Origin of the sequence: Streptococcus sp. ZY19097, assembly GCF_040731245.1 — a bacterium.
Taxonomy (GTDB): Bacteria; Bacillota; Bacilli; order Lactobacillales; family Streptococcaceae; genus Streptococcus; species Streptococcus orisratti.
Genome location: NZ_CP160400.1, coordinates 1,856,309 through 1,876,023 on the forward strand (window position 1 = coordinate 1,856,309; position 19,715 = coordinate 1,876,023).

At 38.8% G+C, this 19,715-nt stretch carries 11 protein-coding genes; all 11 read right to left on the reverse strand.

Features of this window, described 5'->3' with window-relative positions:
• Nucleotides 1–26 precede the first annotated feature (26 nt).
• The 11 genes from ABZ559_RS09305 to dnaI all read right to left on the reverse strand — a co-directional run bounded on the left by ABZ559_RS09305 (nucleotide 27) and on the right by dnaI (nucleotide 19,714).
• Entirely contained in the window at nucleotides 27–6,515 is a 6,489-nt protein-coding gene (locus ABZ559_RS09305) for a pullulanase (RefSeq protein WP_367006123.1), read from the reverse strand.
• A gap of 477 nt (nucleotides 6,516–6,992) precedes the next feature.
• Nucleotides 6,993–8,954: an ABC transporter permease gene (locus tag ABZ559_RS09310; RefSeq protein WP_367006124.1), complete on the reverse strand. Its 1,962-nt coding sequence runs from the start codon at nucleotides 8,952–8,954 to the stop codon at nucleotides 6,993–6,995.
• A gap of 499 nt (nucleotides 8,955–9,453) precedes the next feature.
• On the reverse strand, nucleotides 9,454–10,431 hold the full coding sequence (locus ABZ559_RS09315) for a LacI family DNA-binding transcriptional regulator (protein WP_367006126.1): 978 nt from the start codon (nucleotides 10,429–10,431) through the stop codon (nucleotides 9,454–9,456).
• Nucleotides 10,432–10,830: 399 nt separating this feature from the next.
• On the reverse strand, nucleotides 10,831–11,199 hold the full coding sequence (locus ABZ559_RS09320; protein ID WP_367006127.1) for a glyoxalase: 369 nt from the start codon (nucleotides 11,197–11,199) through the stop codon (nucleotides 10,831–10,833).
• Between the two features lie 10 nt (nucleotides 11,200–11,209).
• Nucleotides 11,210–11,650: a VOC family protein gene (locus ABZ559_RS09325; RefSeq protein WP_321056256.1), complete on the reverse strand. Its 441-nt coding sequence runs from the start codon at nucleotides 11,648–11,650 to the stop codon at nucleotides 11,210–11,212.
• A 93-nt stretch (nucleotides 11,651–11,743) separates the two neighbouring features.
• Nucleotides 11,744–12,295 (reverse strand): isochorismatase family cysteine hydrolase, encoded by a 552-nt coding sequence (locus tag ABZ559_RS09330; protein WP_367006129.1) that lies wholly within the window; start codon nucleotides 12,293–12,295, stop codon nucleotides 11,744–11,746.
• Nucleotides 12,296–12,354: 59 nt separating this feature from the next.
• Entirely contained in the window at nucleotides 12,355–13,140 is a 786-nt protein-coding gene (gene codY, locus ABZ559_RS09335) for a GTP-sensing pleiotropic transcriptional regulator CodY (RefSeq protein WP_018375264.1), read from the reverse strand.
• 425 nt (nucleotides 13,141–13,565) lie between these two features.
• Nucleotides 13,566–14,780, reverse strand: a complete 1,215-nt coding sequence (locus ABZ559_RS09340; protein ID WP_367006131.1) for a pyridoxal phosphate-dependent aminotransferase — start codon at nucleotides 14,778–14,780, stop codon at nucleotides 13,566–13,568.
• A gap of 85 nt (nucleotides 14,781–14,865) precedes the next feature.
• Nucleotides 14,866–16,617 carry a glycerophosphodiester phosphodiesterase gene (locus ABZ559_RS09345; protein ID WP_367006132.1) on the reverse strand — a complete coding sequence of 584 codons (1,752 nt, stop codon included), beginning with the start codon at nucleotides 16,615–16,617 and terminating at the stop codon, nucleotides 14,866–14,868.
• 549 nt (nucleotides 16,618–17,166) lie between these two features.
• Nucleotides 17,167–18,477 carry a ribosome biogenesis GTPase Der gene (der, locus tag ABZ559_RS09350; RefSeq protein WP_018375772.1) on the reverse strand — a complete coding sequence of 437 codons (1,311 nt, stop codon included), beginning with the start codon at nucleotides 18,475–18,477 and terminating at the stop codon, nucleotides 17,167–17,169.
• Nucleotides 18,478–18,811: 334 nt separating this feature from the next.
• Complete coding sequence (dnaI, locus tag ABZ559_RS09355; protein ID WP_018375771.1) at nucleotides 18,812–19,714, reverse strand: primosomal protein DnaI; 903 nt, start codon at nucleotides 19,712–19,714, stop codon at nucleotides 18,812–18,814.
• Nucleotide 19,715: the final 1 nt, after the last annotated feature.

The window sequence follows — 19,715 nt, forward strand, 5'->3', positions numbered from 1 at the left end:
TATCACATGTCTATGACGACTGCTTACTAGGCATCTTTTTCGTCACGCTTTTTAGAAGCTGCAAGACCTAGACCACTTACAAGCAAGCTCAATCCTAATAAGTGATAAGGGAGATTTTCTGTATCACCGGTAGTAGGTAGTTGACTGCTTTCTTGAACTGCTTGTTTCGCTACTGGGGCAGAAGAAATATTTTTAGCTACTGTTGCTGCTGTCTGAGTAGCTTGAACTGTTTGCCCGATTCCAATCAGAATGTAGGCATCTTCTGCTAGTACAACTTTTTCTTCTAGCAACTGGCTTGCTACCAAGACGCCTTCCACATAAACGTCACGGTAGGTGCGTACCACGCTGCCTTCTTTACCAGTTGTTACTTCTTGTCTTACTCCTTTTGCTAGATCTGTCGTTTCTTGATAGTGCGTTGTAAACTCAAGAGGAGACGTTTCAGTCCTTTCTTTTGTTGTAAACTTCAATTCTGGTTTTTCTGCTGCTGTTGGCGCGTTATCAGGCACTTCAGTTACGAGTGAACTCAAACGTACAATTGCAGCTGTTAATGGTGCCAAAACAAAGCTATCTGCTGTTTTTGTTACCCCAACTGGATTAGTGATTGCTTCAAGACCAGCTTGAGCTCCATCAACAATAATCTCACCATTTAGGAGCGTTTTGTAAGCATCACTGAGAACGAAGCTACGCTCTTTGCTATCTGCATTCACAAAGACTGCATAACGATCTCCATTTGAAGCAATGGTTTGATAAGCAATGACAACATCCTCTTTAGCAATACCATTTTGACCAGGAAGACTAATTAGAGAAACACTAGTGTCCACATCAGTTTTCGTTGATAATCTAAAGGCATCTGTTGATTTTCTAAGTGCAATCAACCCTTTAGTGTAAGCCTGTGTCGCTACATTTTCAGGATAGGCTTCGGCATCAGTTGCCTTTGTCCAATCAAAATGATTAATAGCATCAGATGAATCATAGGAATCATGAATATAATAAGGGTAGTCAAATGGTGTACCATCTGCGTTGGTCAAGAGGTGAGATTTATTTGGAACCTTGTCATCTGATACAGGGTAACGGTAGGCTTCATCTTTGAACTGCTTGGTCCGACCATATTCCTGTCCAGAATGAATAAATGGTGTTCCTTGTGCTGTAAGAATGAGAAGATTTCCTAAACGTTGACGTTGTAAGATTTCCTTATAATTCTCAGCCTTACTTGGATCTTTCTTGATAGACTGCGCAATGATGTCAAATAGGGTGAGATTGTCATGTGCTGCAATATATTGAATCACATCGCCTGGGTCATCTGCCGTGAAGTTTCCAGGTTGAGCCTTAATGTCATTAAAGATTGATTGAATATCTCTAGCACCTGTTGTGATGAAGGCAGGTTGGCCTTCATTTGGATAACCTGATTTTAGGCTATTTCTAATCTCATCAGAGAAGACCGCAACGGTATCCGTGCTGCTCATCCAATCTTGATCAGCGGCTTTCTCAGGTTGGTTAGCATCCCCTGTATAAGTTCTCCAGCCTTCTCCTAGCATGATAATGTTAGGGTTAAGCTCTTTAGCAGCATTATAAGCTGCCTCAATCGCTGCTGCATCATGATCTCCCATCATATCAAAGCGGAAACCATCAACCTTAAATTCATCAACCAAGTACTTGATAGAATCTACCATGACGCGACGACTCATGTAGTGAGTTGTTCCCAAGCGGCCGCCACCAAAGCTAGATTTAGCAGTGCCATCAGCCTCCATAAAGTGGTAATAATTTGGCTCCAAATCTTCAAATAGTGACGTTTGTGCTGTGTGATTATAGACCACATCTAAAATCACACCCATTCCACGTTTATGAATTTCGTTGACAAGATTTTTAAATTCTTCGATGCGTTTAGCTGGATCAGTCGGATCACTTGAGTACATGCCTGTTAGAGAGAAATAGTTTTGAGGATCGTATCCCCAGTTGTAGTTACTGTTGCTTGATGCGTATTCACTGAGACGCTCTGCATTTTTCAACTCATTGACAAAATAGTAACTCATAACAGGAAGTAATTGAATATGGGTAACACCCAAATCTTGTAAATAGTCTAGACGTTCAGCAAAAGCTGCAAATGTACCAAACTGAGCCTTCAAATCATCTGAAATCGCTTCATCTGATGTAAAATCACGCACATGGGCTTCATAAATTACCGCATCTTCCCGTTGCTTGAAGTTTGGAATATTAGCATAAGTCAAATCACTTGGTCCATACTCGCTAGGATCCACAAAGGCTGCCTTAGCCACCTTATAAGATGGATCGGTATCTGCAAGGTCACTATTCCACTCGGCCAATGATTTAGCATAAGGATCAAGAACCAAAACAGTTGTATCACCGCGCGTGATTTCATAGTGGTAGTAGTAACCACGGTAATCAGATAGACCTAACGCTTTATCTGCTAAATGAACATCCCATTGACCTTTGTCACCCTTAGTCATGGCAACTTTTCCAATCACTTTGCTTTGATTGTCTTTGTCATAAACCACCAAATTAACAGCATCCGCACTTGGAGACCAGAGAGTAGCATCCACTACGCTACCGTTAGCTGTCACACGCGCACCAAGTTCGCCATCATATGCATAGAGGCTATCTTTCAATTGCCAGCTCATCTTAGTGGTAAAGCTATCGCTACCATATTTAAGCGTATAGCCTGCATGTTCTTGGTTAAAGTCACCTTTAATCCGTACTTTTTTACCAGCTTCATCCAAGGTCAATCCAGAAATAGTAACAGCTTGACCATCCTTGTCAGTAATTGTCATTTTCTCTAACAAACTTGCTTCATCTGCCCCTTCAAGGGTTGTAAAGCTAGCTTCTAGCTCTGTTAAACTAATATGTGACACCCCTGTAACACGGACGTTATTGATGAAGTAAGGATTGGTGTAAACTGTTGCATCATCATCTCTTAGGAAAATTTGACTATTTTTGGCTAAATCAGCAAACTTATAGTCATTTGGTTGGATTTTAACAGCATCGCCTTCCTTACTTTCATCAAGAAGAAGGAAACCGATGGAACTTGCAGCATCTGACAACTTCACATCAATATAGCGACCATACTTGCCTTCGTTATCAAAGTTGATACCGTCTGGCCAATCACCCAAAGTGACATCTTGGACATCTCCCCAAATCCAGAGAGCTTTATTATCATAATCACCATCCGTACGCAGATAATTGATACGGATATAACCTTTCTTAAGTGGTTCTGAATAATGCAAATTATAATTTTCATCAAACCAAGCTTCGTTCATCGCTGGACTAATCAACTCAACTAGTTTATCACCTGTGATATTGTCCCCTGCTGTATTATTAATCAACAGACTAATCTTGCTAGGTTTTTCTGTCATTTTGACGTCAAGGTAATAACCATAGTCATCTTGTTTAGCGTTAGCAAAGCTTGTGGCACCAGTTGGCCATGCACCATTATCACTTGATGGGGTTGCTACATCATCCCAAGTCCAAAGACCCAAGCTATCCAAGTTATCTGATGGTAAGGTCTTGAAATGAAGACGAATACTACCTTGGGCAATTGGTTCTTCTTCCTTGACTGGACTCGTAGCAGATATAATATCTCCGTTAGCCACCTTAATTAACATGGTACCGCCATTAGCCAAGGTTGGAACATCTACTTGAACAAACCATTTATCACCATCAGCTTGAGGCTTATAAGTTTTTCCAGAGTAATAATCTGTAAGAGTCGCATTTTCTCCTGATACTTCGATTAGAGCAGGTTTAGACTCATCAGCAACTGAATAAAGAATGTAGGCAGAATCGTCTTTATAGCTACGTTTTGCAAGCACCCATTTGGCAGCATCACTTCCACCAACAATAGTGTGATCCCCACGAGAAAGCAGCTCTGAGTTGGCATTACGGAAGTCAAGGACTTTCTTATAATGCGCTAAGATATCACTGTCTCCCACCTTAGACCAATCAAAATCATAACGATTATCATATTGTGGCCAGTTGTTAGCACCACTTTGACCTAATTCTTCGCCATAGTAGATGACTGGCTGACCTTTGGCAGTTAGGAGAGCTGTCGCTGCTAGCTTTAATTTATTTGTATCACCATTGATACTATACAAGAAACCATCTTCATCATGACTACCCAAGAATTGTCCCAAAGTAGCTGCACTGTTAATGGCCTCACCGCGCGCCGCTAATTCTTTATTGGCTGCAATCAAGTTGCCGTTTACCAAGAGTTTAGCGATATCCTTGAAGCCAAAATCAAGCAATGAATCCATTGTACCTGCTTTAAGGTCACCCTTAGTATCTTTATAATTAGCACCCCAAGATTCGCCAATCAGGTGGAAATCAATATCTTTCTCAGCTAGCTCATTTTTAAAATGTTGCCAAGTGGTATCATCAACGTGTTTAACAGTATCCACGCGGAAAGCATAAATACTGTTGCCCTTAGCTGTGGTTGAACGTTCCAACCATGAGGTTTGCCAGTCAACCAATTGACGACGAACAACATCATCTTCTGTCTTAAAGTCAGGCAATCCAGATAGAGAACCTTGTTGATCATCACCTTCTTTGTTTTCTTCCGGTGTTCTAACCAAACCTTTAAAGGTATTTTCTGTACCATAACCAGCATGGTTGAGAACCACGTCCACGATGATATTAATACCTTTTTCAGCAGCCTTGTCAATCAATTCATGGAAGTCAGCAAGGCTTCCCAAATGAGGATTAAGTTTCTCAAAGTTTGATGCCCAATAACCGTGGTAGGCGTAATATTCTGCGTCCCCAGCGCTACCTGGAATATTTTCTACAATAGGTGTCAACCAGATAGAGGTTACCCCTAATTCCTTAAGGTAATCAAGTTTTTCTGTGACCCCTTTGAAATCACCACCTTGATAAACACCACGCTGATTGGTTGCTTGTGCATAAGGCTGATTGTAAGGATTATCATTGCTAGTATCACCATTCTTGAAGCGGTCTGTCAGCATGAAGTAGATGATTTGCTCATCCCAATCTTTCTCGCCATCTTTCTTCTGGTGCTCTGTAATGGTTACTTTAACTTTAGTTTCATAGTAACCATTATTTGTATCATAAACCCTTACAGGCAGTTCATAATCTCCTGCAGCAACCTCACTACTTGCATTCAAAGTGACTTTGTTTAACTCCGGTGAAATATCAATGATTCCACCACCTATAGCTGTGCTGTCAACCTGAGTTTTGTAAATATCAACATTATCTGGGTTATTTACTGAGATAGATAAAATACCATGTTGATTGTAGTCAAACGCTTTATCAACTTCTGCTGTTAAGCTGATATTGGCTTTCCCAGGTTCCGCTTTGGATAAATCTAATTCCAAGGTTTCTGGGATATAATATGGATTTGTATAAACTGTTGCTTCGTCATTTCTGAGGAAAATTTGGCTATGAACTTGACGATTAGCAAAGCTCATATCTGAACTTTTATTTCCTGGTAGTTCTGGATTATTTTGGTTAACCACTAGGAACCCAATGCGAGATTCCAACGCCTTTGACAAGGGAACATCAACATAGCGTCCATATTGTCCTTCTGCTGTAAAATCAAGCGCACCGTCTGGCCATCCATCGCTAGCTACCGTATCACCCCAAAGCCAAAGACCCCAGCCATCATAGTTGCCATCATCACGCTTGTAGTTAATACGAACAACTTTTTCATCACTAAGAGGTTTGTAGGTATTTAACTTAAAGTCTGGCGCAATCCAAGCCTCATTCATTTGAGGAGCAACAATTTCAATTTTTTGATCCCCTTCAGTAACTTTTTCGCCATCTTTTAGGAGGAGATAACCAATAGAGGCTGGATTTTCAGATTGCTTAACATCTATATAGTAGCCATAATCGTCTTTTTGACTAGCGACGAATGGCTGGGCATCAGTTGGCCATTTATTACCATCAGAAGGAGTTGCAACACCGCCCCAAGTCCAAAGACCGTAGTGATCAATAGCACTATCATCCAAGCCGGCGAAGTGTAAACGAATGTTCCCCTCTTCAATCGGTACTGGGGCTGTTTCCTCAGTAGTTGTTGCTGGAGAAACGGTTGCCGCATTTTCTGTAGAATCAGTTGTTGACTTTTCAACAGAAGCCGCAGCACTTTCTGAAGGTTGCTCTTCAGAAATCGGGGTAGTTGTTGCTGGAGTCGCATCAGCTGTGATACTTTGATTTTCTGTTTGACTATCAGCTGCTAGCGCAGGGGGTTCAGCAGGAGATGAACTACCCGTTTCAGTTGCCACTACTACTTCATCTGTAACAGTTGTAGTTGTTGCCTGACTTGTCTCAGGACTTGCTGTCAAGTCTGTTACTTGAGTAGTCGAGCCACTATCACTTTGAGCTGTTACAACTTGCTCAGACTGAACGGCTGCCTCGTCAGCTCTTACAAGAGAATTAGGCTGACCTAGAGCAAAAAAACTAGCAGCAATAGCTACTGAAGCTACTCCCACTTTAAATTTTCGAATGGAAAAAATTTCTTTTTTCTCAAGCCATGATTTTGAACGTTTCTTAGGCATAATAATCTCCTTTGGATCTTACTTATACTTCAGTATAACTTTTTTTAAAATAAATGCAAGCGGTTGCACAAATGTTACCGGTAACATTTTTATGCCTAGTTCTGACAAATATAACAAAATATAACATTTGAATACACAGATTTCACTGAAAATAACGCTAATTTATACTCAATGAAAATCAAAAGTAGCCTAGGAAACGAAGCCGACGATAGAACTTGAGTTCATCAAGGCAAGTTGACAACGGATAATTTTGATTTTCGAAGAGTATTAATCCTATCTAGAGGGGCAGACAAAGCTTTAACATAGTAAAAACAAAAAGCAAATAAACATCTTCAACCATTAAATACTTTGAAGGGTTATTTGCTTTTTAGGAGATGAACATTTGGACCATAATCTAGTTTTTTCAGCTCACCTTTACTATTAAGTTACTCTGTAGACTTTAAACATAATGAACTAACAAAATTCAAACAAGTACGATCATCGTTCAATAATACGATAATAGATACAGCTGGTCAATTTGTAGATAAGATAATAAATAGCACAAATCAACAAAATGGTTATAACACTGACACTATAAATCAAAGAAGATGAGGTAACACCAAAGACTGCTAACATGCGTTTTAAAAGAACAAGGGAAACTGCGAAATGCAGACTAGCCATCAGAAGTGGCAAGAAAAATACCAAAATAATTTGCGAGTTGATTGTTCGTTGGACAAACTGCTTGCTCATACCAACTTCTTGTAAAATCTTGTAAGTTTTCCTATCTTCATGACCTTCTGAATATTGTTTGTAGTAAATAATAAGTGCCGCTCCTAAAAGGAAGCTGATTCCCAACATAAAACCTGTAAAAAGAAAGCCACCTGTAAAACTGAGCATCATAGCAAGTGTATCCGATTTTTGGACAATGTAACCATTAATGTTTTTATCAGTAAAACCTCCGCCTTTTGAGGTTATATGTTGTACTTGTTTATTAGATAAGTCTGTGAAAACATGATATTCCATCTTTGTTTCTACGCCCATCACTTCATCTACTTGACTGAATTTTTCCATAACCATTTCCAAAACGTTGTCGTTCGCAACCACAAGTAAAGCTGGATTAAACGTAGCATAGAGGTCAGGTAAGAATAACTTTTCAGGTCCTTTTATAGCTTGATAGGTTTCATTTCCTATAGTAAGCTGTCTAAGTTCATTGCTCACCTCCGGCGTGATAAACGTAATCTGATTATCTTTAAGTTGAGCTAACTCATTACCTAGTTTGCGAAAATCATCCTGCGTGACAAGGATAGTATAATAAAATTTTCCCTTTACTGGATTCGTTTGATTAGTAGGATTTAGAGCAAGCGCTTGCCCTCCATCATAGGGCAGTGCTAAAGTTGCAGTCAAGTATCTAATAGCACCATCTGCCTTTGCAGGATATTTTTTCAAAACAGATAATTGAAACGCTTCTTCTCCTTGCGAACGGTTGGCAACCTTGTAAATGATTGAGCTCTTTTTGGGAAACTGTTTATCGACAGAGCTAATGGTACCCGTGTGAAGTGAAACCGTCGTCGCAACTGTTACAAATGCCATAACGGCTAACAAAGTGATGTTAGCCAGACCAACAGCATGCTGTTTCATACGAAAAAGCATCTGCGATGTTGTGATAAAATGCTCAGGCTGATAAAAATAGACTTTATTCCTACGACGTCTTTTCAAATACCAGGCAATAAAGCTAACATAAAAAAGATAGGTTCCCAAAATAACAGGAAGTACCGCTAAAAAGAAGAGATAAATGACTGCTAAACCAGACTTATTACCCGATGAAAGAGACAGGTAATAACCTAATCCCAAAGATAAAAGTGATAAAACAGCTAAAAGTAAATTTCCCTTAGGTTCCTGTTCTCCCTTTTCACTGCTCCTAAAAAGAAGAAGGGGACTCACTTTTCCAATTGTACGCACTGCAATGATTTCTAAAACAGCAAATATACCTGCAAATATCACTGCAGTCAATACAAATGCCATAGGTATTACCACAAAATTAAACTGATTGACCTGTATTAGATTAATAAAAATCAGATATAGTAGATTAGAAAATGCGCCACTGAGAATACTACCTAGACAGATAATGATGATAAAAATCATCCATAGTTCAATACTTGCAATCAGCGACACTCTTTTCTTAGTCATGCCCAATATATTATACAGCCCAAACTCACGCGCCCTTTGTTTCATCAGGAAGTTAAAACTATAAATTTCCATAATCAAGGAGAAAATAGTCATCACGACCACCCCCAGTACCAAAGCTACTATGCCAGAACCCATAGTATTCTTTATAGGACTGAGTATTATCAGAAAAAGGGAAGAAAGCAAGGTGTACAGTACTGTACTTGCCAAGACAAAAGGAGCGAAAATAGATAGCGATTTTCTGATATTTTGATAAGCAAGCTTAAAATAAAACATTACTCACCTCCAGTATTTCTATTGAAACTCATTAACAAAAGTAAAGCCACGGTCTCTCACGCTATGGTATAAAGACGATTCATCTCTTGTGAGAGACCGGCGAGAAAATACCCATGTTCTAATAATTCTTCCGAGGTTTTTGAACGATTATTACGACCATTTTGAGGGGTTAAATTTGATTTTTTTCTAAACATAAAATTTGCCTCTTTTCTTAACTTGATAATTCTATTATAGACTCTTTTTAGACACGCTAACTTACAGTTCCTAACATCATTCTTACAAATTTGTAAGAATAGGATTCTTTGAAAATCACCTCATATGCAAAATGAAGCCGTACCTAAAACCAACATTCAAAGTGGAGTTTTAATTATTCAGTTTGCCTTTCTTGACTTCGTTAGCCAACTTGATGATACTCCATTAAAGATAGTTTCAATGTTCAAAGTACAAAAGTAAAGAGACTAGAACTCTAGCCTCTCTTATTTCATATTTCCCAAAATCACTAAAACGATACTCTCTGGTTTCCAAGAGTTTGCCGAGTTGTTCCTCCAACGACTAAATCTGCCCGATGATAATAGGATTCTTTTGTTTTTCGATGGTCAATTAGGTCTAAAAGGCGTTGTGCACAGATTTCTCCCATTCTTTCAACAGGTTGCTTCATAGTCGTTAATCGTGGCGAAGCAATTTTATCCAAAAAAACACCATCAAATCCAATAATCCCAATCTCTTCAGGTATCTGATAGCCTTTCCCTTCTAAAAAACGCTCTGCTCCCAAGGCAATACGATCAGAAGCACAAATAAAGCAACTGTTTTTGGGTATAGGTAACTCTCGCTTTAAAACTTCTCCCACTTGAGAAGCGCTATTAGCTGAACGAAGAATCTTAGGAGTAACTAACTTGTTAGAAAAAGCATCCAAATACCCCTCTTCTCTCGCCTGTTCAAATCCTTCCTTACTTTCAATTCCTAAAAAAGTCAAATGCTCATACCCCAACTCTGCTGCATAACGGGTAGCATCTCTACTAGCCTTGTAGTTGTCGGAGTCAACGAAAGGAATACCATAGTCATTTTCACCAAAGGCTACCACAGGCTCTGATAACTTTTTTATAAAGGGAACATCTTCTTGCCGCATCCCTGTCACAATATAACCATCACACTGCTTAATGGCCTGTAACTGTGACAAATCCGTTGCCAGCTGTAAAGCATACTGGTGCTTGTTTAATTCTGCAGATATTCCTTTGATTAATTTCATAAAATAGGGATCAACGCGTTCCAAATCTTCTAAAACAAGCACAGCAACCACAAGCGATTTTTTACAAACAAGTGCTTTAGCAACAGGATTAGGCTGATAGTCTAAATCTTCCATAGCTTTGTAGACTAATCTTCTCAATTCTGACGTTACCATCTCTGGATGATTGATAACCCTAGAGACCGTCATTTTTGAAACATTCGCACGCAGAGCAACATCCTTCAAAGTTGGCATATGTTTTCCCTTCTAAAATAAAATTCGCTTTTATGCAAGCGCTTGCTTCAATTGTAACATATCTCTAAAGAAAAGTCAGCAAAAACATTAAGCGTTTTCAAAAATAATGTCTACTTTTTTTCAAACTAATACTCAATGAAAATCAAAAGTAGCCTAGGAAACGAAGCCGACGATAGAACTTGAGTTCATCAAGGCAAGTTGACAACGGATAATTTTGATTTTCGATGAGTATAAAAATAAACTTGCATAAAAACAGACATCAGGTCTGATGATATACAAGTTTTAAATGGGAAAATTATAACAATTTAGAGTAAGTAAAAAGATTAAATTAATTCAAGAAGCATTATCAACTTCACATGTATAGGAAGTACGAAACAAAATATTGCTAAATGCAAAGACTTAAACACCTCTAACAGCGAAATAAATCCCACTTGGTGACGCAAAATTAAAATTAGGAAACGGCTCTGTTTGAACATCACTTGCTGTATCTGTCAATCCAGCAACACGTTCCTGGAGATTTTCAATCTCTTTAGCTTCAAACAAAACGCTTGGCACATGATCAATCACTTGAGGCGATACCTGTTTAATGAATTCTTTGTCATAAACAGTAAAGACTGTGCTACTGTCTTTATGCGGATTCATCTCAAAACTCTCATAGCCCATCATTTCAGTTTCATTTTGAATGCTAAACCCAATGGCAGCCCAAAACTCCTTCTCAGCAATTACATCATCAACATAGAGCATGATACCTGTAGTTTCTGTAAACATCTCTTCCTCCTTAAAATGTAACACTTTCAGACACAAAACCTGGGATATCAGTATTGATCTGCCAAGAAATACCAAACTTATCCACTAGATTAGCATAAGCTGGACTCCAAGGTGTTTCCTGAAGTTCCAAATCAATTCGTTTGGCATCAACAGACAATTTTTGATAAATAGCCTGAGCTTCTTCAACACTATCCAACTGAATACAAGCTGTCATGTTATTCCCCTGGATATAGTCGTAATCTGGACCATTATCAGACAACTGCAGACGAATGCCTCCGATGTTCAAATTAGCATTAAGGACCAAATTTTTATGTTCTTCTGGAGTATCAGGAATGGCTTGTCCAAAAGTTGTACAAGAGATCACTTCTGCATCAAAGACATCTTTGTAAAATGCAACAGCCTCTAAGCCGTTATTATCCGTTACTAAATATAGTTCTAGGGCTTTAACCATGAAAATCCTCTGTTCTTTAAAATACGCTTTATTATACCCAAAAAGTATCAAATCAGCAAAGAATTCGACTTATCATTAGCCTTTTTAACAAACTTATTCGATAATTTTTGCACCTAAGACATTTTGAAAATGGCTGAGCGCCCAGTCATGATTTTCTTTGGTCAAACTAGCAACAGCTGCTGCCGGAATTTCGAGCTTGTAGCCCAGATTATAAGCATCAATAGCCGTATGCAAAACACAAATATCCGTCAATACACCAGTCAAAATAATGGTTGTCACATGCCGTTCACGCAATCTGATGTCAAGATCAGTCCCAGAAAAAGCCGAATAATGACGCTTATCCATCCAGAAGACACGACTATCCGATTTAATATTTTCATAAACCACTCCTAATTTCCCATAAATATTACGTCCCTTGCTTCCCCTGATATTGTGTGGTGGGAATAGCTTGGTTTCAGGATGAAAAACATCCCCTTCGTCATGTCCATCGATAGCAAAGAAAATATAATCACCATTCTCAAAAGCTTCCTGTGTTAGTTGGGCAATTTTATTTTCGATAGCTTGAGCAGGCTTGCCAGCTGTCAGTTTACCATCATCTGCAACAAAATCATAAGTATAATCAATTGAAATCAAAGCTTTTGCCATTAGACATTCTCCTTTTATACAAAAGGGGCTGAAAAGCATATTCAGTCCCAGTTTATGTTTTATTTGTAATCTTTTAATTTATCAAAGATACCTTCATTGATAACTTTAAGATAAGTTCCCTTCATACCAAGTGAACGGCTTTCAATGATTCCTGCTGACTCAAGTTTACGCAGAGCATTAACAATCACTGAACGAGTGATTCCAATACGGTCAGCAATAACAGAGGCAGTCAATCGACCTTCAATCCCACCAAGTTCGTTCAAAATTGCTGCGACAGCCTTCATTTCAGAATATGAAAGTGTGTTAATAGCCATATTAACAGCTGTTTGCTTGCGAATCGTTTCTTCAAGATTTTCAGTCTGGAGGTTAAGTAACTGGATACCAACTACTGTACTGGCAATTTCAACTAGAATCAAATCATCTTCTAAAAATTCCTTGTCATTGCGCCAGATAATTAGTGATCCCAAACGCATACCCCCTCCATAAATAGGTGCGATAGTCGTCAGCCCATCTGGGTAGATGTCTTTAGATTCTACAGGGAAGATTGTCAGATCGTTATCAACAGAAAGGTTAGCTTCTGTATCATAAACACGACTAGCTGCCTTGACATACTCCTCTGACAGTTTCTTTTCCTCAAACATCTTTTCAACTCGGTCTGTATTAGTCTTATACTTGATGGCATACCCTAAAATATTACCACCACCGTTAATAATACATGAATTGCAATCAATAATATCTGCTAACTGAGCGGCCATTGTGTTGTATGGCAAATCAGTATCCAGATTATCTACCGAGCGTTGCAAAATAGATGTAATTTTTCGAGTTTTGTTTAATAAATTCGGCATTTTTCCTTTATCCTTTGAAATTGTTTGCAGTACAATTATATCAAAGCAAAACTGTTTTGGCAAATAATTATCAGAAAATTACTTCTTTTTTTGACAATTATTCATACCTTGAAAAAAGTCAAAACTAAAGCTACCAATCATACAGATAAATATAATAAAACACACTAAGAAAACAGCATTTTGATTGCATATTTCTCTCCAACCCTGATTTATCCTAAAGAGACACAAGAACAAATGAAGTACTTTTATAATAAGAGATGTTTTTTCGCTAACCAAGGCAGGTTTTTGAGGAAATACTGACTATATTTTAAAAAACTAACGATGGCAGCTTAAAGACTAGCCTTGGATGGAAGCGCTGAACTGTGAATACAGGTTCTAAGAGTATAAAAGTAAAAAACCACCTTCACGGTGATTTTTGGGCTGAATTAACGGCGATATTGTCGAAGGACGCGAGTCAATTTTTCTTGAACTTCTGCTAACTCTTCAACACGAGGTAAGTAAACAATACGAAAATGGTCTGGCGTCATCCAGTTAAAGCCTTTTCCAGGTACTAGCATCACTTTTTCTTGCTTCAAAAGCTGTAAGCAAAATTCTTCGTCATCATCAATCTGGTACATATCACGATCAATTTTAGGGAAGATATACAGACCTGCTGTTGGCTTGACTGCTGACAGCCCTGGTACTTCATTCACAGCCTTATGAATAAAATTGCGTTGTTCATAAATACGACCACCCGGTTTTAAAAGTTCATCAACCGACTGATAGCCACCTAAAGAAGTTTGTACAACATGCTGTGCCAAAACATTAGAACAAAGCCGCATATTGGCTAACATATTTAACCCTTCAATGTATCCTTTAACGTTGTGTTTTGGTCCCGAAAGTACCATCCATCCCACGCGGAAACCACAAATACGGTGAGACTTTGATAAACCATTCATGGAAACACAAAAAACATCTGGAGCCAGACTGGCAATGGCGACGTGTTCTTTACCATCCATAACCAGACGGTCATAAATTTCATCAGCGAAAATAATCAAGTCATTCTGACGAGCAATATCGACAATTTCCTCAAGTAGTTCTTTGGGATAAAGGGCACCAGTTGGATTATTAGGATTGATAACAACAATTGCCTTGGTATTTGAAGTAATCTTTGATTTAATGTCATCAATATCTGGGAACCAGCCTGCTTCTTCATCACATAGATAATGCACAGCATTCCCTCCGGCAAGGCTGACACAGGCAGTCCATAAAGGGTAGTCTGGCATCGGTACAAGCACCTCGTCACCATTGTCAAGAAGAGCTTGCAGGGAAATCGAAATCAGCTCAGAAACACCATTTCCAATGTAAATATCATCAATATCAACGTTTGGAAAACCTTTTAGCTGACAGTATTGCATAATAGCCTTACGAGCCGAAAAAATCCCTTTACTATCTGAATAACCTTCGCTGTTACGGGCATTCATAATCAAATCGCGAATGACCTCATCAGGTGCTGTGAAACCAAACTCAGCAGGATTTCCCGTATTAAGGCGAAGAATTTTTTCACCGTTGGCAATCATACGATTGGCTTCGTCCAAGATAGGACCCCGAATATCGTAAGCAACATGTTCTAATTTTGATGATTTGTCGAATGTTTTCATAGATTTTACCTCGTAAGAAGTATTATAACCCTTATTTTTGTAATTTTCAATCGGGACTATAATTCCCAATCAAAATTCTCGACTATTAAAGGCTGAAAATGCGTAGGAAATATTCAAGATAGCTGTCATCTTTTTTAAAGTTTGCTTTCATTTCTTTGACATCAGTTGGATAATCAGTAATAATACCATCACTACTGCTTTGCAGATACCTGGTAATATCTTCTTCAGCATTAATCGTCCAAGCGTAAATTTTCTTTCCTTTTGCATGTGCACTTGCCGCTAGCCACTCATTGTAAGAAAAATCCTCAATAGCATAGAAATCAACTGTTTGATTTGTAAAATCTCCAACTTGCAATGAAATCGTGTACCCAACCGTTAGGTTCTTATCTAGGCGTTTAACTTTTTCAACCGTTGGCAAATCTAATGACATAACTAGATAATCTCTTGAAACTCCTAACTGATTTAACTTATCAACAAAATCTTGCTCGTAATTTCTAGCTTCCTTTCCAGTTGGTTTCAATTCTACTAATAATTTTATACCTAATTCTTTAGCCTTTTTGACATAAGTATCAAAGGAAACAAGGTGAGACTTATGACCATTTTGATGGATTGGAAGACCCACGACTTGCTCAGCCTTCGAATCTGAGATAGCAATATTCTTTCCAGTTAAGCGTTTAAGATTATCATCATGACTAACTACAAATTGCCCATCTTTTGAATAAATCACATCCATCTCAACATAATCTGCTCCTGCTTTCACCGCTGCTTCCAAGGCCTCCAATGAATTTTCAACTCCTTTGCTGACAAGTCCTCTGTGGGCAATAACCTGAATATTTTCTGTTTTTTGACTTGACAGCCCGCTGCTATTATATATAAAGCTGACACCGCCAATAGCTATTAGTAGAGCTACTAAAGCAAACGAACGTCCTTTTTTTGGTTTTTGAGGAGTTAGCTGATCCTGCTCTGCTTTTTCCAAATCTAAAACATGTAGTAAGTAAGATAGAAAGCCTAGTTTGAAAAGAAGGCTAGCTGCAAAAACAGTTCCCCAAACAAAAGATAGGAAAAGTGTCTCTATTAGAAGATCGCTCTTGTTGCTATCTAGCACACTCGCTATACTAATCCCTAAAACAACAAAAACCATCGTGACAATCATCAGAATAAAAAGCACTAAAAGTAGACCTGATAAGGCAAATAATTTTCTTCCTTTTGTCATCTTCCATGATTGTGCCATGCTTTGAGCGAAATGCTGACCTTTATTGGTTACTGTTAAGGGTAAAGTGTAGATGAAACGCAGATTCAAATATCCCAACAAAGCATAAAGTCCATAGTAAATCACACTCCCGCTAGTCGTTTTGACCAACTCCCCTGAGATAAATTTAGGAATATAGAGATTTTCAAGAAGAGCTGAAGATAAAAAAAGTTGCAAAAAAGGAATCGTTAGAATCAAATATACCAAAAAGGCAACGATATGACCTCCTGATAATGATGTGAAAAAATTGCCTATGTCCTCTTTCAGTCTTGAAAATGTGAGTCGTAACTTCTCTTCCTTATAGCGGAGCATTTCCACCAACAATGTAAACTCAAAAAAGACCAAAAATGCCAATGCAAATAGGTACAGAAGAAGCAAGCCCAATGTCATCGGATTGATTAAAAAGGAGCTTAGATTATCAATGGTCAGTCCAGGCAAGTCCGAGCTGACTAGAGCTGCACGAAGTAAGAGAGACAAAACATAGGACCCAAGCGTTGTAATCACTAATTGCAAGATGGTCGCCCGTAAAATGTAGGTGTACTTGTAAGCGTACAAATCTTTAAGAATTGTAACAATTTTATTTTTCATCTTATTTCTATTTTTCCCCTATTCATAAAAATCAAAAGCCAATTTTTGTGACTTTTCTTAGTCAGTGGACGTAGGCTTTCTCTTGTTTAAATTGCATTCCTTTTTGGAAATCAGGCTTCAAATCCAATCTCACTTCACAAAGTCCATACCAACATCTCAGCGCAGAATCAATTAGCAGATTAGCTCGTCTTTTACATTCCAAAACTGAGCCATACACAAATTGAAAACTCCTAATTTATATAGTCTTTAGTTTGCTTTTAGTACAAGGCAACGAGCTGCAGGTTGCTAGAACAGCCTTTAGGCTGTTCTAGGTTGGAAATAAGACATGCGAAGCAAGTCACTTTCGTAAAGTACGGCAGGCGAGTTCAAATACTCCAGCGGAGTGTTTGAAGTTGGAAATAAGGAAACGGAGTTTCCCCTTACGTCGAAGTAATCAAAGACAAACTAATTGACTATACTAATCAAACTCGATGATATCGATTATATATCAGTTTGTTTTTGACAAAGTCCAAAGAAAGAGGAGTGGGAAATTCCCAGCCCCTGCTTTCATTACTTACGTTTTCGTGCAACAAGTTTTATTGGCGTACCTTCAAATCCAAAAGCTGCACGGATTTGATTTTCCAAGAAACGCATGTAAGAGAAGTGCATAAGTTCCTCTTCATTGACAAAGACCACAAAGGTCGGTGGTTTCACCGCAACTTGAGTTGCATAGAAAATTTTGAGGCGACGCCCTTTGTCTGTTGGTGTCGGATTAATAGCAATGGCATCCATGATGACTTCATTGAGGACCGCTGATGGAATACGACGGTTTTGGCTTTCACTAATGCGCTTAATCAACTCAGGAAGTTTATGCAAACGTTGCTTGGTTTCCGCAGAGACAAAGATTATTGGCGCATAACTTAGAAATTGGAAATTATCACGAATATCTGCCTCCCACTGAGTAACTGTATGATTGTCTTTTTCAATCGTATCCCACTTATTAACGACAATGATAATACCTTTACCAGCTTCATGGGCAAAACCTGCAATACGCTTATCATACTCACGAATACCTTCCTCAGCATTGATAACCATGAGCACAACATCCGAACGGTCAATAGCACGCATTGAACGCATGACCGAGTATTTTTCAGTATTTTCATAGACCTTACCAGACTTACGCATCCCAGCCGTATCAATCATGGTGTACTCTTGACCCTCACTGTCAACAAAATTGGTATCAATGGCATCACGTGTCGTTCCAGCAATGGGACTGGCGATTACACGTTCCTCACCAAGCATAGCATTGATAAGACTAGATTTTCCAACATTTGGACGACCAATTAAACTAAATTTTATAATATTAGGATTTTCATCCTCAAGTTCAGTTGGAAGATTTTCAACAATAATATCTAAAACGTCACCTGTTCCAATTCCATGAACAGATGACACTGGGTAAGGATCACCAAGTCCAAGAGAATAGAAATCATAGATATCATTGCGCATTTCTGGATTGTCAACCTTATTGACAACTAAAATAACAGGTTTATTGGTTTTATAAAGGATTCTTGCCACGTACTCATCTGCGTCTGTCACACCTTCCTTACCAGAAACAACAAAAACAATGACATCTGCTTCCGTCATAGCAATATCAGCTTGATGCTTGATTTGCTCCATAAAAGGCGCATCAACATCATCAATACCACCTGTATCAATAATGCTAAACTTGCGATTAAGCCATTCAGCAGTCGTATAAATACGGTCTCGTGTCACACCTTCAACGTCCTCGACAATAGAGATGCGCTCCCCCGCAATTCGGTTAAATAATGTCGATTTTCCAACATTTGGACGACCAACAATGGCAACTGTAGGTAAAGCCATAAAATAAATACCTTCCCCTCATTTAGGGGATTCCTTTCACATGTAACTAAGGTGCAGGAAAAACTCTCTCTGCTAATTTTGGTTAGTAAGCGGTTAAACTCTACTAAACCTTAACACTCATCAAATCAAGGCAACGAGGTCTAATACTCTTCGAAAATCAAAATTATCCGTTGTCAACTTGCCTTGATGAACTCAAGTTCTATCGTCGGCTTCGTTTCCTAGGCTACTTTTGATTTTCATTGAGTCTAAGTTTGACTTCCATCTGATGAAGCATTTTTCTATTGATAGAACATTCGCCTGAAAAAGCCGGCTAGCCACCGCTAGCTCAGCTATCCTAACGTCGATTTTCACCTTGTAAATGCATTTCTCTGGCCAGGAAACGAATGCGCTCCATAACACGTTTAGCCTGCCAAGACTCATCACCTTTACGGCCATCAGCTAACTTAGCTTCTAGATTAGCCATAGAATAATTTGACGTAAAGAATGTTGGCAATTCTTCTAACATGCGGTACTGCAAGATAACTTGAAGTACTTCGTCACGCACCCAAGATGAAAATTGCTCAGCACCGATATCATCTAAAATTAAGACCTGTGCTGTCTTGACCGCATCAATTTCTTCCTTGACACGACCGCCATTTATAGCATTTTTAATATCAATGGTAAAGGATGGGTAGTGCAACATGGTGGTGGTCACACCCTTACGCTCTGACAACTCATGCGCCATAGCAGCCAACATATAAGACTTGCCAACACCCATGTCTCCGTAGAGGTAAAGCCCTTTCTGACCCTGACTCGGATAGTCATTGACAAAATCAACTAAACTGCCAAAACTAGCCAGACGATGGTTGTCATCCAAGAAAATATCCTCAAAAGAAATATGCTTGTAAGATTTAGGCAAATTCATCAAACTGATTCGCCCTTCTACTGCCTGTTTCCGTTGAGCTTCCTTGAGTTCACGCGTCTCTAGGTAAGTCACATCAGCATAACCTTCATTCATGGTTAAAATAGGCTGATAACCCTTGGCAATATAACTCTCATCCCCGTTCTCGAATTTAGCACGTTCATTTCGGAATTGGTTGAACTTAGGCAGACTGAGCTTGATTTGTTCTGGTGTCAGCTGGTGAGCAGCGATAAAATCAGCCACATCTCTATCTGCTAAGATAGCCTGCATCAACTCTTCAGCTACCACACGACCTGAGCGTCCCAAATGATTGAGGGTTTGTCCAATTTTTTCCATC